Origin of the sequence: Agrobacterium tumefaciens (assembly GCF_013318015.2) — a bacterium.
Classification (GTDB): domain Bacteria; phylum Pseudomonadota; class Alphaproteobacteria; order Rhizobiales; family Rhizobiaceae; genus Agrobacterium; species Agrobacterium tumefaciens.
Genome location: NZ_CP115841.1, coordinates 1292844 through 1306761 on the forward strand (window position 1 = coordinate 1292844; position 13918 = coordinate 1306761).

A 13918-nucleotide genomic window follows, 5' to 3' on the forward strand; every position below is an offset into this window, starting at 1 on the left:
CGCCATCGATATTTGGCGAAGCCGCAGCATCCGCACTCCATCACCCCGAACTAGATTCGGGGTCCAGCAAGCTCCCTCCATGCCCTCCTTCGACTACCTGTCCCTGAACCGGTTGGTAATCGGATAACGGCGATCGCGGCCGAAGTTCTTCTTGGTGATCTTCACCCCGGGCGCGGATTGGCGGCGTTTGTATTCGGCGAGATAGAGCAGATGCTCGATCCGGTGCACCGTCGCGATATCATGGCCACGCGCGAGGATTTCCTCGACCGACATTTCCTTTTCCACCAGGCACTCCAGAATATCGTCCAGCACCGGATAGGGCGGCAGCGAATCCTGGTCTGTCTGGTTGGGTCGCAATTCGGCGGATGGCGCCTTGGAGATGATATTGGCGGGGATCACTTCGCCGGACGGCCCGAGCGCGCCCGGCGGCACATGGGAATTGCGCCAACTGGAGATGGCGTAGACCTGCATCTTGTAGAGGTCCTTGATGGGATTGAAACCGCCATTCATGTCGCCATAAAGCGTCGCATACCCCACCGACATTTCCGACTTGTTGCCTGTTGTCACCACCATCGAGCCGAACTTGTTGGAAACAGCCATGAGAATGGTGCCGCGTGTACGGCTCTGCAGGTTTTCTTCGGTAATGCCTTCCTCCGTGCCCTCGAACATTTCCGAAAGCGCCGACAGGAACCCATCCACCGGTTCGGCAATGGGCACGATATCGTAACGGCAGCCAAGCGCCCTGGCGCAATCGGCTGCGTCCTTCAGCGAATCCTCGGAGGTGTAACAATAGGGCAGCATGATGCAGCGCACCCGCTCTTCGCCCAGCGCATCAACAGCAAGCGCAGCGCAGATCGCCGAATCGATACCGCCGGAAAGGCCGAGAACCACGCTCTTGAAGCCGTTCTTGTTGACGTAATCGCGAAAGCCCAGCATGCAGGCGCGGTAATCCGCCTCCTCGCCTTCAGGGATTTTCGAGAAAGGACCGCTTTCGCAGCGCCAGCCTTCTGCGGTGCGTTTCCAATCGGTGACGGCAAGGGTCGCCTCGAACTGGCTCATCTGGAAGGCAAGGGTCTTGTCGGCATTGAAACCGAAGCTCGCGCCGTCGAAAACCAGCTCGTCCTGCCCGCCAAGCTGATTGGCGAAGACCAGCGGCAAGCCGCTTTCGATTACCTGTTTCAGCGCCACCTGATGGCGCACATCCAGCTTGCCGCGATAATAGGGTGAACCATTCGGCACCAGCAGGATTTCCGCCCCACTTTCGGCAAGCGTTTCGCACACACCCATATCGTTCCAGATTTCCTCGCAGATCGGAATGCCGATCCTGACACCGCGGAAATTATAGGGACCGGAGATCGAACCTTCGGCGAAAACACGCTTTTCATCGAACTCGCCGTAATTCGGCAGGTCGATCTTGTCACGCAGCGCGATGATCCTGCCGCCATCCAGAAGCGCAACCGAATTGTGCCGGCCCGTTTCGCCCTGACGCGGAAAACCGATGACGACGCCCGGCCCGCCATCGGCGGTTTCCGCCGCCAGTTCTTCCACGGCCTTCAGGCACGCTTTCAGAAAAGCCGGCTTCAATACCAGGTCTTCCGGCGGATAGCCGGATATGAACAGCTCGGTCAGAAGCAGGAGATCGGCACCCTGCGTCGCCGCATCGGCCCGTGCTTCGCGCGCCCTGGCGAGATTGCCCGCCACGTCGCCAACAGTCGGATTGAACTGCCCGACGGCAATTCGAAGATGGTTTTTGATGTCGTGTCTGTCGCTCATGGCTTTTCAATACCGCGCCCGTGCCCGCTCCGCAACGCGGCAATTGCATGCCGCACCACCTTGATAGGATGAAGCCGCAACCGGCATTCACGCTAAGGTTATCACCGCACCGGCCACACCCCGCAAAGTTCATGTCGCGTTCATCGCGCTTATGTGACAGTTACATGACAGTTTTGCGACGCCCCGATTCACCTCCCCGAATTGCGCGGTGTTGCCTCGTAATACCGGAGTATGAGTTTGAGAAATTCGGCGCCAAAAACAACGGCTTCCGAAAAGGCTGATTTTGTCTTTTCGCCTGCATGGACGCGGAGCCTTTCCAAGCTTTCGGGTAAGGCCTACACGCTTGCCAATCTAACGTTTTCCTCGGTCGTGCTTGTCGTCGCGCTGGAATGGATCGCCCGCGGTTCGCTAGTTGATGTCGGCACCTTCCTCACCTCATCCGCCCGCCCCGGCATGACCACCATCGCCGCCGTGCTGCTGCTGCTCGTAGCGCTGGATTCCATCCTCGGCCGCCGTTACCTGTCGCTCATCGCCGTTGCGCCGCTTTGCGCGCTGACAGGGCTGATTTCCGCGCAGAAACAGACCTATCTCTCCGATCCGCTTTATCCCTCCGACCTGCTGTTCGGCCGGCAGATCCTCGAGCTTCTGCCCACCATGCTGAAAGCCCAGCCGCTGACGGCCGTGCTGGTCGGCCTTGGCCTTTGCGCCACGGTTGCGGCCCTTTCCACCCTGTGGCTGCTGGCGCGGCGTTATTCGCCCGGCTTGAGCTGGCGCGAACGCGCCGCAGGTCTTGTGCTGGCGCTGCCGCTTCTGGCCGGCCTCGCCTCGCTCATGGACTATTCGCATTATTCGTGGGTGCGCGATCGTCTCAACATCATCCCCATGATGTGGGATCAACAGGAGAATTACCGCCATAACGGTTTCCTGATGGCCTTTGCCTTCAATATTCCCATGGCCAACGTCTCGGCGCCGCAGGGTTACGGCGAAAACAGCATTGCGGACCTGACCTCGGAACCCGCCGCCTTTGCCGCCAACACGGGCGATTACCCTGATGTCATCATGTTGATGAGCGAATCGCTGTGGGATCCGACACGGCTTGAAAACGTGAAGCTCTCTGCCGATCCGATGCCCAACATCCGCGCCAAGCAGTCCGGCCACGTGTTCTCGCCGGAATTCGGCGGCATGACGGCGAATGTGGAATTCGAGGCACTGACCGGCTTTTCCAACGCCTTCCTGCCCTATGGCAGCATTCCTTACCAGCAATATATCCGCCGCCCGGTGCCCTCGCTTGCCAGCTTCTTCCGTGGCGAAGGGTATTCGGCCATCGCCATGCATCCGTTTCAGGAATGGTTCTGGAACCGCAAGGAAGTCTACAGGAATTTCGGCTTCGAGGAGTTCCGCTCGGAAGAGACATTGCCGCCCATGGAAAAGCGCGGCAACTTCGCCTCCGACGACGCGCTGATGGACCAGATCATGGTGGCCGCGGACGATGCGCGCAACCCGCTCTTCCTCTTCGCCGTCACCCTCCAGGGACACGGACCTTACGAGGCGGGCCGTTATGCCAGCGACACCATCGGCGTAGAGGGCGATCTTTCCGCTTCCGCATCGCAGGCGCTTGGTACCTATGCGCAGGGCGTGGCGGAGGCCGACGACGCCCTTCTGAAGCTGATGCGCTGGGCAAAAAAGCGCGAGCGCGAAACCATCATCGTGCTCTTCGGCGATCACCTGCCGCCCCTTGGCCAGACATTCGTGGAAAGCGGCTACATGCCGGGCATGGTAGCCAGCCGCCGCGCGCCGCTGGAAGTCATGAAAAAGGAACACGAGACGCCGCTTGTCGTCTGGTCCTCGAAGACGGGCGTGCGCAAGAATATCGGCACCATCAGCCCGGCGCTGCTGCCCTATCACGTACTGAAAACAGCCGGTTTCTCAGACCCCTTCTATACGGGGACCTTGGGTGAAGTGCAGGATGCGTTTTCCGTTGTCGACCGGCACATGCTCGTGGCGACGGATGGCAAGGCCCTGCCCGACTGGTCGATTTCACCCAATTCCATTCCGGACGTGGTGCGCAATTACCGCCTGCTGCAATTCGACATGATGTTCGGCGAGCAATATGGCCGAGAGCGCTTCTTCCCCGGCTTCAACTGGGTAAATGACGCCACGCCCTCCGTCTGATGGGTCTGGACGCCTAAACGGCATGGCAGCGGAAATCGTTTGAATTCCTTTGCCATGCGGGTTTATCTCGACAGGGCCTTACCGAACCATCAGCACCACGAGAAGCACCGTGTCAGACATCTCCGACTATATCGTTTCGCACTTCAAGCGCTCCTCCCGGGAAATCGGCGAGGTCGAGCGTCGTATTCTGGAACTGTCGCACCAGAAAAAGCTGGTCTCGACCGACACCAATGCGGAATTTTCCGCCGGGGCAAACCTGGGCGACAGGCTGGCCGACAGCATTGCAAGGGTTGGCGGCTCCTGGGGATTTATCCTCAGCTTCTGCTTTTTCCTGGTGTTCTGGGCAATCATCAACACCATCGTGCTGACGACGCGGGCCTTCGACCCCTACCCCTTCATCTTCCTCAATCTTCTGCTATCGATGCTCGCGGCCATTCAGGCGCCGATCATCATGATGTCGCAGAACCGGCAGGCCGCCCGCGACCGCTTCGAGGCCGCCAAGGATTATGAGGTGAACCTGAAAGCCGAGCTTGAGGTGCTGTCTCTGCACGAAAAGATCGACGTGAAGGTACTGGCCGAACTGGCAGCACTCAGGCAGGACCTCGCTGCCCTTCACCGCCATGTGACCCGGAAAGAAGACTGACGAAAAAGAACCGGCGCGCGAAAATCCATCCCCGCTTTTCCCCGCCCCGCCTTACCCTGTTATCTTGAATGCAGTCCTGCCGGGTAGACGCCAGACGTGGCGTAAACCGAAGGACGGTCCTGGTGGTGGGAACGGTGGCACGTTCATGGTGACAGGACCATTTCGCAAAAGGCCGTGCACTGCCTCTTGCGAAATACGGCTTTCTGGAATGCCCGGTCGCGCAAGCATCCGTCCACTCCAACCCCAATCAGAGCGTGACCGGGCACAACCCGTCTTAAACTACGAAAACCCGACGGCGAAGGCCGTGCCGGGCGCAAAGGCGCATCTTTGCGTCGCAAAACGACGAGCGGGCAAAACGGTTACGAATCCGTCAGATTATTGCGCTACAGATTGACGCAGGCGTTTGTTGCATTGCACTCTCGTGTGCAAGGCTGACAAGGGAATCACTTCCCCTGGTCAAAATGGCATCACGACCATTTCGCGGCAGCGCCATCCCGGATGCGACATCCGGTCATTGCAATACATTCTGTTCCGGGGTTTTCATGTACCAGTTCGATCTGATTGTTATCGGCAGCGGTCCGGCGGGAAGACGCGCCGCCATCCAGGCCGCCAAGCTCGAAAAGAGGGTTCTGGTCATCGAGAAGGGCAGCCGCGTCGGCGGCGTTTCGGTGCACACAGGTACCATCCCTTCCAAAACATTGCGCGAAACCGCGCTCAATCTCACCGGCTGGCGCGAACGCGGCTTTTACGGCCGCTCCTACCGCGTCAAGCAGGAGATCGACGCGGACGATCTGCGCCGCCGCCTGCTGATCACGCTCGACCACGAGGTCGAGGTGCTGGAACACCAGTTCGCCCGCAACCGCGTGCAGCACATTCGCGGCACGGCAAGCTTCGTCGATGCCAACACGGTGAAGGTGGTGAAGAACGACGGTGAAGTCATGAACGTCACCGGCGCTTCCATTCTGCTCGCCATCGGCACGCGGCCCTACCGGCCACCGCATATTCCCTTCGACGGCGCAGCAGTGCTCGACTCGGACGAGATACTCGAGATCAAGGAACTGCCGCGCTCCATGGTCGTTGTCGGCGCGGGCGTCATCGGCATCGAATATGCCACGATCTTCAGTGCGCTCGACACGCAGGTAACGGTGGTGGAACCGCGCGAAACCATGCTGGAATTCATCGACAAGGAAATCGTCGAGGACTTCACCTATCAGTTGCGCGACCGTAACATGAAGCTGATCTTCGGCCAGAAAGCGGAAAAGGTGGAGCGCGACGACAGCGGCAAATGCCTCGTTTCGCTCAGCAACGGCCGCGTCCTTAAAGCCGAGACGGTGTTGTTCGCCGCCGGACGCGTGGGCGCAACCGATACGCTCAATCTTTCCGCCTGTGGGCTGGAAGCCGACAGCCGCGGCCGCCTGAAGGTCAATCCCGAGACCTTCCAGACAACAGTGCCGAACATTTACGCCGCCGGCGATATCATCGGTTTCCCGAGCCTCGCCTCCACCTCGATGGAACAGGGCCGTATCGCCGCCCGCCACGCGGTCGGTGCACCGGCCGGTGAACCGCCGCAGTTCTTCCCTTACGGCATCTATGCCGTTCCGGAAATCTCCACCTGCGGCCTGACGGAAGAAGAAGTCACTGAACGCCACATTCCCTACGAATGCGGCATCGCCCATTTCCGCGAAACCTCACGCGGCCATATCATGGGTCTCGACAGCGGGTTGCTGAAGATGATCTTCTCGCTGAAAACCCGCCGTCTGCTCGGCGTCCACATCGTCGGCGAAGGTGCCACCGAACTGGTGCATATCGGCCAGGCCGTGCTGAACCTGAAGGGTACGGTGGAATATTTTGTCGAGAACACCTTCAACTATCCCACGCTTGCCGAGGCCTACAAGATTGCCGGTCTCGACGCGTGGAACCGCATGGGTGAGCTGAAGAAGGATTGAGGTTGGCTGTTGCGGGTGGAGATCGTTTGCAATGCGCGCAAACCTCTCCTCCGTCATGCTCGGGCCTGTCCCGAGCCTCTGCAACGTCGCGATTTTATGCGACGTGATTAGATCCATGGGACTAGCCCAAGGATGACGCCGAATGCGACGCAAGAACGTCTATCACCTTCTGCTCATCCATACGATAACCGGTGACGCCCCTCACCACCGAATACTATACCGCGCACTCACACCCGGCCGAAAATGATCCGCATATCCCTGATCGAGCGTTCCGCGCACTGTCAGGTGATCGCCGATCTTCTGCTCCACGGCCACGCCGCTGCTGAACTCGTTGAAGCTGTTGCGGCTTGCCCCCGTCAGCACGAAGGCCGTGCCGGTTTCCGAGCGGGAAAGGCGCAGCGACTGCGATACGTCCAGCCCGTTCCATTGCTGCGCCGTGCCGTCATAACGCACCGTGAAATTTCGGTTGGCCTCGATATCCAGTTCCGGCGTAACGATGCGTTTCTGTCGCGACGTCATGGAAACGCTGCTCGACCCCGTCAACGCGTTGAAGAGGACACCGACATCACGGGCAAGCGACACGCCGGGCAACTGTTCCGCCAGCAGCGTGACATTGCCCCACAACCTTACTGGCGTATCCACCACCTGCCCCGTCCTGGAGGCATTCATCCCCATTTCCAGCCCCGCCCGGATCGGCGTCTCGACCGGCAGCTTCGCACCGATACGCGCCGTATAGGAACGATCGGAATTCTTGACCGGCTTCCAGATCAAACCAGCCTCATCGGCATGGGCGTTGGTGCCAATCGCGGCGAACAGAGAGAACAACAGGGCGAAGCCCGTTCGTGGCGACATATCTTGTCCCCTGGCAAATTAAGGGCGCACCGGGTGAACCCGGCAGGCACGGTAAAAGCTTAAGGCCAAAGGTTTTGGCAGCGATGACAGCCGCGCGTTGGCGGCCATGTTTCCTTGACGGCTGCACCGGCAGCCAAGGCAAATCATGCTGCGCAGGGTGCCAGATGAACGGGAGATGAACAAGAGCAGATGCAGCAAAAAATCATGCTGCACCGCATTGTGATCAAAACGAAGGTGACGGGAACCGCAGCGTGTTAATTTCCTGCCTTCGGAACATTGCAACGAGCCAGAATATCATCCACCACCACTCCCAAAGACCTCGATGAATCAATGGCAGATGCACCGACTGGAAGGTCTTCATTCGTTGCGTGGAGTTGCAGGACAAATTGTCTTTCGGCCAGATTGCCACCGAACTCATCCTCCGGCCTGGCAGCCAGCCGTCTTTGTAAGGTCGCTGCGTCGACATCCAGAACGAAGACCTCATCGAACAGATCTATAAAGCGTCGAAAATTTCTCGATCCGCCACAGAAGAAGGTGACGGCGTGCTCTTGATCAGCCACAAGCTGCCGAACTTTTTCGACATTCCAGATGTGATGTCGGTGACGGAAGGCGATTTTTGTGTCGTCGCCCTGAAACAGCGCGACATCCATGGGTTCGCCCGTTTCGGGGTCGCCTTTGTAAGCCAGTTCACGGTCGCCGTGAATCACATGAAAGCCGCGTTGTTGAAGTTCCGTTGCAACCGAGGTTTTACCAGCCCCGGAGACACCCTCGATCAAATAATTTCTTCTGCCCATCGCCGCGACTGCCCAACGTCCTGTCATGCCTTCTGAAGATAATATTCGAGAAAGACGTGAAGATGTCGGAGTGTCGAATTTTTTCAACCGTTGAAGAGCGCGCCGGACGCCACAAACAAAAAAGGCCGCAGCTTTCGCCACGGCCCTTCCATTCATTCAGCTTTCACCAGGCAAGATTATTCAGCGTCGGCCTCAGTGGCCTTCTTCTTGGCCGGAGCCTTCTTCTTCGGAGCGGCTTCTTCGCCTTCAGCGGCGTCGTCAGCCTTGGCAGCAGCCTTTTTCTTGGCAGGCGCCTTCTTCTTCGTTTCCGTTGCTTCTTCGCCGTCGTCAGCCAGAAGCTCTTCCTTGGAAACGGTCTTGTCCGTTACCGAGATTTCCGTGAGCAGCTTGTCGATGACCTTTTCTTCGAAGATCGGAGCGCGCAGCGAAGCGGAAGCGCCGGGGGTGTTGCGGAAGAAATCGAGGATTTCCTTCTGCTGGCCGGGGAACTGCTGCAGCTGCTGGAACAGCGCGCGCTGCATTTCTTCTTCGGTCACTTCGACGCCAGCCTTTTCGCCGATTTCGGAGAGAACGAGACCGAGACGAACGCGGCGTTCAGCTAGCTTGCGATATTCTTCGCGGGCTTCTTCTTCCGTGGTGTCTTCATCAGCGAAGGTCTTGCCGGACTGGGCAAGATCGGTGTTGATCTGGCGCCAGATGTTGTCGAATTCGGCATCGACGAGGCCAGCCGGCGTGTCGAACTTGTACATTTCATCGAGCTGGTCGAGAATCTGACGCTTGACCTTCTGGCGGGTTACGTTGCCGTACTGGCTTTCGATCTGGCCGCGAACGATTTCCTTCAGCTTTTCAGCCGATTCGAGACCGAGCTTTTCCGCCAGTTCGTCGTTGATTTCAACAGCAGCGGCAGCAGCAACTTCCTTGACGGTGATGTCGAAGTTGGCTTCCTTGCCTGCGAGGTTCGCAGCCGGGTAGTCAGCCGGGAAAGTCACGGTGATGGTCTTTTCGTCGCCGGCCTTGACGCCAACGAGCTGGTCTTCGAAGCCGGGGATAAAGCGGCCCGAACCGAGAACCAGTTCAGCGTCTTCAGCAGCGCCGCCATCGAAGGCTTCGCCGTCAACCTTGCCGAGATAGTTCATGGTGACGCGGTCGCCTTCGGCGGCCTTGCCCTTCTTGGCTTCAAAGGTACGGGCACTCTCAGCGATCTTGAGGATCTGCTCGTTGATTTCGTCTTCGGAGACTTCAACAACTTCGCGGGTAACCTTGATGCCGTCATTGGCCTTCAGTTCGATGGCCGGAATGATTTCGTAGGCAACGGTGAATTCGAAATCGGTTTCAGCCGAAAGGATCTTTTCGGCTTCCTGCTCGTCTTCGGTCATGGAGATGGCCGGCTGCGTTGCAGACTTCTCACCGCGGCTGGAAAGGATTTCGGAAGGCTTTTCACGAACCAGCTCGTTGACGAGGTCGGCCATGATGGACTTGCCATACATCTTCTTCAGATGGCCCATCGGCACCTTGCCGGGACGGAAACCGTTGATGCGAACCTTGTCCTTGGCGTCAACCAGGCGCTCGTCCAGACGGGCCTTCATGTCGGCAGCCGGGATAACGACCTTGAGTTCGCGCTTCAGGCCTTCAGCCAGCGTTTCGATAACCTGCATTTTCTCAAACCTTCACATCATGGCGGCGGTGCTCAGACAGCCGTTGGTTTACTTTCGAGCACTGCGCCGGAAACGTCGTTCCCCGGCCGTGGCTTCCATTATTTCTTCACACAAGCGCCTGCCGGACAAAATTGCGCTCGCGCCGGAGACAAGGGCGCGAAGGGGATGATGAACCCCAAAGCTCCCTGCATCACTAAGGATGCACTCTGGCACAAGCGTGGCACAGCCATGCTTTACTTGTGGTGCGGGTAGAGAGACTCGAACTCCCACGCCGAAGCGTTGGTACCTAAAACCAATGCGTCTACCAATTCCGCCATACCCGCACGTTGGGCGGCGGTATGTCACAATGTTCTGGAAGGGTCAAGCACACCTTATCGCCGCGTCCCGTTTCGCCCGGACTTTTCTTGGGTCCCCGCCCCCAGCCGCAAAAGCCGGCCGGTACGTTCTTGCCGTTTCGTGCCCGCAAGAAAGGGAACGACGCGCCCGCAGACGATGACACGAGGGGCCGCAAAACTGCGCACGCCGTCTCCCTCTTTCCCGTCCCGCTTCACATGTTCCGACAGGAAAAACGCGCAACATTTATGCGGCTACATGACATTATATATATGACGTGCCGCCCGTCATTTTACGAGAACGCGCGCCTCCAGCCGAAGCCCTTATACGAACGACCTTTGCATCCCCATCCTTGCCTCTGCGCTGCCCGACCCGTTGTATTCAGCCGGACCGCACGGCTTGGCAGCGACAGATGCCGCCAAGTTCACTAAAAGCACACAAATTGGTCACAAATTATGCAGTAACCGCCGCAATTGGGGTCATTTACCGGCTTGCTTTGCGTTCCATGCATAGGTGGCATCTTGCTTTGTCTGTTTTTGTTTTTATTAAACCGATTATATTCATGGTCATACAGAGATCGAGTTCAGCCCCGAGCCTAATCCTCCCAAGACGGGCCGGAAATGCTGGACAGCACGAAGAGGAAGATGACAATGAACATTACACGCTCGCTCACCAACTGGCGCAAGTATCGTCAGACCGTAACCGAACTCGGCCGCATGACCGACCGCGAACTGAATGACCTCGGCATTGGCCGTCAGGACATCCGTCGCGTCGCACGCACCGCCGTCGGCATCTAATACGCTCCGCCGCTTGAAGCGGCGGATGCGAGACGACCTTCCCAAAAGGCCAGAGGCTCCCGCCTCCGGCCTTTTTTTTCGTTCTGGCACCCTCTCGGAACCGAGCCGCGCCGCCCCACCGGCATGTGCGCGTGACAAACAGATGAAAAATGCATCGATTAGGCGGCTGCATCCGGCATGTCTGGAGAGCCCGAACGCCCTTCAAGCACCGCTGAGGGGAGCAAAAAGCCGGTCTAACACCGCCAATGGCCGCAAACCCCTTCAAAACCGCCCGAAAGACAGGCATTTCCGCTCATATTTTGCTCATGCGGTAGTCAAAGCCGCAAATTTAGCCGACATAGTGCACAAATGCATGGCAGTCGCCTAAATTCTGCACTGCACAACATGGCTCAATGTCTATATATAAAACCTCAACAGCCGAGAGCACAGAAACACTGAGCCGGCCGACGAAATCAAAGAAAGATTGAGGAAACGATCATGAACCCTATCCGCATCGCAAAGAACTGGATCTCCTACCGTCGCACGATCAACGAACTTGGCAGCCTGTCCAACCAGGCCCTGAGCGACATCGGCCTGACACGTTACGACATCCGTAACGTAGCTTCCCGTTCGTTCCGCTAAGGCGTAAAAGATCGTCCCGCTGCCCGACCTCCAGGGCGCGACGATTGAGCGACAGGTAAAAGAAAGCGGCGCCTCTGGCGCCGTTTTTGATTCTGGCGGTATTCGCCGGAGATTTTTGGCTTACAAGCATAGAGACCACATTCCCTCCGCCCCAATCGTGCCACCCGCAAAAACATTTGGCTGTCGCAGCCATGCATGGTAGTGCATCGCCCTGAAAAACGCGTCCTTCGGGACCCGCGCGGAACAATCACTCGAAAGACAGCCGCCGGAGGGGAGCTTTTGCCCCCACGCGGCCTATGGGCGCCAGCATGCAAGACAAGACCTATTCTCCCATTCACGTCGTGGGCGGCGGACTGGCCGGTTCGGAAGCCGCCTGGCAGATCGCTGAAAGCGGCGTTCCAGTCATCCTGCACGAAATGCGCGGCGTGCGCGGCACGGAAGCGCACAAGGGCGATACGCTGGCGGAACTGGTCTGTTCCAACTCCTTCCGCTCCGACGATGCGACCGCCAATGCAGTGGGCGTCATCCATGCGGAAATGCGGCTTGCCGGCTCGTTGATCATGGCCTGCGCCGACAGGCATCAGGTACCTGCCGGCGGCGCGCTTGCCGTCGATCGCGACGGGTTTTCTCAGGCCGTCACGGACCGGCTCGAAAGTCACCCACTGGTGACGATCCTGCGCGAAGAGGTTTCCGGCCTGCCGCCGAAGGAATGGGGCAGCAGCATCATCGCCACCGGCCCGCTCACCTCGCCGGATCTGGCGGCGGCGGTTCAGGCCGAGACGGGTGAGGATGCCCTGGCATTCTTTGACGCCATTGCCCCCATTGTGCACCGCGACAGCATCAACATGGATATCTGCTGGTACCAGTCGCGTTACGACAAGGTTGGCCCCGGCGGCACGGGCAAGGATTACATCAACTGCCCGATGAACGAGGAGCAATACAACGCCTTCATCGACGCGCTGATCGCCGGCGACACGGTGGGTTTCAAGGAATGGGAAGGCACACCCTATTTCGACGGCTGCCTGCCAATCGAGATCATGGCTGAACGCGGCCGCCAGACGCTGCGCCACGGCCCTATGAAACCGATGGGCCTGACCAACGCCCACAACCCCACCGTCAAGGCCTATGCCGTGGTCCAGCTTCGCCAGGACAATGCGCTCGGCACGCTTTACAACATGGTGGGTTTCCAGACCAAACTGAAATACGGCGCGCAGGCGGATGTATTTCGCATGATCCCGGGTCTCGAAAATGCGGAATTCGCCCGTTTGGGCGGCCTGCACCGCAACACCTATATCGATTCCCCCATCCTGCTCGATCCATCGCTGAAGCTGAAATCCCGGCCTGACCTGCGTTTTGCAGGCCAGATCACCGGCTGCGAAGGGTATGTGGAAAGCGCCTCCGTCGGACTTCTGGCCGGCCGTTTCGCTGCCGCTGAACGGAAAGGTGAGACCCCGAGCCTGCCGCCCGCAACGACAGCCCTCGGCTCACTTCTCAACCACATCACCGGCGGGCATCTTTCCTCGAATGATGAGCCGGGCAAACGTTCCTTCCAGCCGATGAACATCAATTTCGGCCTCTTCCCAGAACTGGAGCCAGGCTCCATCGTCAAGCCGGAAGGCGTGAAACGTTTTCGCGGCAAGGACAAGACAATCATGAAACGCCAGCTCGTTGCAGCGCGGGCGTTGAGGGATTGTGCGACGTGGTTGAACGGGGGCGAGGTCACCCTAGAAACCGTCACCGATCATTATCGCTGAAAGGCCACGGCATTGGCTAGGGTGAAGACCCTGACCAATGCCGTCAGCGAACATTCCAGAAAAGCCAGTCCGACTTTCCCTTCTGATATTTGTAGTGTCGGGAGAAATACGGGTTTACCGCCGTCACGTATTCGAACTCGATATCCGTATTGCCCAGCAACGAAATGAGCGGGCGGTATTTGTAACGCCCCGAAATTACGATTACCGCTTCTTCGGTCTTGAAGTTTCCTTGCGTCAATATCTTGTCCCACTTCACGTTTTCGGCGTTGCCAAAAAAATTGTATGGGGCGAACTCGGTCACGGCGACCCCACCCACAAGCTTGGCGCTTCTGAGCGTCAGATCAAGCTTTTCAGATTCGAGCGGGCGCCCGGCAGCCATGACAAAGGACTTGACGCCCGTCCTGACGCGCTCCTCAAATTCCGGGAATCGGGCCGACCAACGGGCCGTATTGTCCACAACTGTTACGAAACGGTCATAGCTCATCCAGCCCCGCCCGATTTCGATCACCATCGCCAGTACTAGAATGAGCAAAGGCATCAATAGCGCTAATTCCACCGCGGCAACGCCAGAGCGCGAA

11 protein-coding genes and 1 tRNA gene are annotated in these 13918 nt (G+C 58.4%); 6 read left to right on the forward strand and 6 right to left on the reverse strand.

The annotated features are described in order from the left end of the window. Positions 1 to 93: 93 nt before the first annotated feature. Entirely contained in the window at positions 94 to 1773 is a 1680-nt protein-coding gene (locus G6L97_RS06465; RefSeq protein WP_111782478.1) for an NAD+ synthase, read from the reverse strand. Between the two features lie 231 nt (positions 1774 to 2004). Between G6L97_RS06465 and G6L97_RS06470 the strand changes: the two genes are divergently transcribed. From G6L97_RS06470 to sthA, 3 genes are all read left to right on the forward strand, one after another. Beyond that, positions 2005 to 3945, forward strand: coding sequence for an LTA synthase family protein (locus G6L97_RS06470; RefSeq protein ID WP_162686643.1), 1941 nt, complete (start codon positions 2005 to 2007; stop codon positions 3943 to 3945). 109 nt (positions 3946 to 4054) lie between these two features. Next, entirely contained in the window at positions 4055 to 4588 is a 534-nt protein-coding gene (locus tag G6L97_RS06475) for a DUF1003 domain-containing protein (protein ID WP_003515504.1), read from the forward strand. Between the two features lie 542 nt (positions 4589 to 5130). Beyond that, positions 5131 to 6534 (forward strand): Si-specific NAD(P)(+) transhydrogenase, encoded by a 1404-nt coding sequence (gene sthA / locus G6L97_RS06480; protein ID WP_003515506.1) that lies wholly within the window; start codon positions 5131 to 5133, stop codon positions 6532 to 6534. A 201-nt stretch (positions 6535 to 6735) separates the two neighbouring features. On the opposite strand, the gene G6L97_RS06485 is transcribed toward sthA, so the two are convergent. The 4 genes from G6L97_RS06485 to G6L97_RS06500 all read right to left on the reverse strand — a co-directional run bounded on the left by G6L97_RS06485 (position 6736) and on the right by G6L97_RS06500 (position 10158). Beyond that, entirely contained in the window at positions 6736 to 7386 is a 651-nt protein-coding gene (locus G6L97_RS06485) for a hypothetical protein (protein ID WP_003515508.1), read from the reverse strand. 254 nt (positions 7387 to 7640) lie between these two features. Beyond that, entirely contained in the window at positions 7641 to 8180 is a 540-nt protein-coding gene (locus G6L97_RS06490; RefSeq protein ID WP_111782477.1) for an AAA family ATPase, read from the reverse strand. Between the two features lie 176 nt (positions 8181 to 8356). Beyond that, positions 8357 to 9835, reverse strand: a complete 1479-nt coding sequence (tig, locus tag G6L97_RS06495; RefSeq protein ID WP_003515514.1) for a trigger factor — start codon at positions 9833 to 9835, stop codon at positions 8357 to 8359. A 240-nt stretch (positions 9836 to 10075) separates the two neighbouring features. Continuing rightward, positions 10076 to 10158: transfer RNA gene (locus tag G6L97_RS06500), tRNA-Leu, on the reverse strand. Between the two features lie 660 nt (positions 10159 to 10818). Between G6L97_RS06500 and G6L97_RS06505 the strand changes: the two genes are divergently transcribed. The 3 genes from G6L97_RS06505 to trmFO all read left to right on the forward strand — a co-directional run bounded on the left by G6L97_RS06505 (position 10819) and on the right by trmFO (position 13340). Continuing rightward, complete coding sequence (locus tag G6L97_RS06505; protein WP_003502992.1) at positions 10819 to 10965, forward strand: DUF1127 domain-containing protein; 147 nt, start codon at positions 10819 to 10821, stop codon at positions 10963 to 10965. Positions 10966 to 11442: 477 nt separating this feature from the next. Further along, on the forward strand, positions 11443 to 11586 hold the full coding sequence (locus tag G6L97_RS06510) for a DUF1127 domain-containing protein (protein WP_003515516.1): 144 nt from the start codon (positions 11443 to 11445) through the stop codon (positions 11584 to 11586). A gap of 296 nt (positions 11587 to 11882) precedes the next feature. After that, positions 11883 to 13340: a methylenetetrahydrofolate--tRNA-(uracil(54)-C(5))-methyltransferase (FADH(2)-oxidizing) TrmFO gene (trmFO, locus tag G6L97_RS06515; RefSeq protein ID WP_162632914.1), complete on the forward strand. Its 1458-nt coding sequence runs from the start codon at positions 11883 to 11885 to the stop codon at positions 13338 to 13340. A gap of 43 nt (positions 13341 to 13383) precedes the next feature. Here trmFO and G6L97_RS06520 read toward each other — a convergent pair whose 3' ends face one another. Then, complete coding sequence (locus G6L97_RS06520) at positions 13384 to 13878, reverse strand: pilus assembly protein (protein WP_236735574.1); 495 nt, start codon at positions 13876 to 13878, stop codon at positions 13384 to 13386. Positions 13879 to 13918 lie beyond the last annotated feature (40 nt).

Excerpts from the sequence above, each read along its gene's own strand:
- sthA (WP_003515506.1), top strand. The coding sequence starts at position 5,131 with ATGTACCAGTTCGATCTGATTGTTATCGGCAGCGGTCCGGCGGGAAGA.
- G6L97_RS06505 (WP_003502992.1), top strand. The coding sequence starts at position 10,819 with ATGAACATTACACGCTCGCTCACCAACTGGCGCAAGTATCGTCAGACC.
- trmFO (WP_162632914.1), top strand. The coding sequence starts at position 11,883 with ATGGGCGCCAGCATGCAAGACAAGACCTATTCTCCCATTCACGTCGTG.
- G6L97_RS06520 (WP_236735574.1), bottom strand. The coding sequence starts at position 13,878 with ATGCCTTTGCTCATTCTAGTACTGGCGATGGTGATCGAAATCGGGCGG.
- tig (WP_003515514.1), bottom strand. The coding sequence starts at position 9,835 with ATGCAGGTTATCGAAACGCTGGCTGAAGGCCTGAAGCGCGAACTCAAG.
- G6L97_RS06490 (WP_111782477.1), bottom strand. The coding sequence starts at position 8,180 with ATGGGCAGAAGAAATTATTTGATCGAGGGTGTCTCCGGGGCTGGTAAA.
- G6L97_RS06470 (WP_162686643.1), top strand. The coding sequence starts at position 2,005 with ATGAGTTTGAGAAATTCGGCGCCAAAAACAACGGCTTCCGAAAAGGCT.
- G6L97_RS06485 (WP_003515508.1), bottom strand. The coding sequence starts at position 7,386 with ATGTCGCCACGAACGGGCTTCGCCCTGTTGTTCTCTCTGTTCGCCGCG.
- G6L97_RS06465 (WP_111782478.1), bottom strand. The coding sequence starts at position 1,773 with ATGAGCGACAGACACGACATCAAAAACCATCTTCGAATTGCCGTCGGG.
- G6L97_RS06510 (WP_003515516.1), top strand. The coding sequence starts at position 11,443 with ATGAACCCTATCCGCATCGCAAAGAACTGGATCTCCTACCGTCGCACG.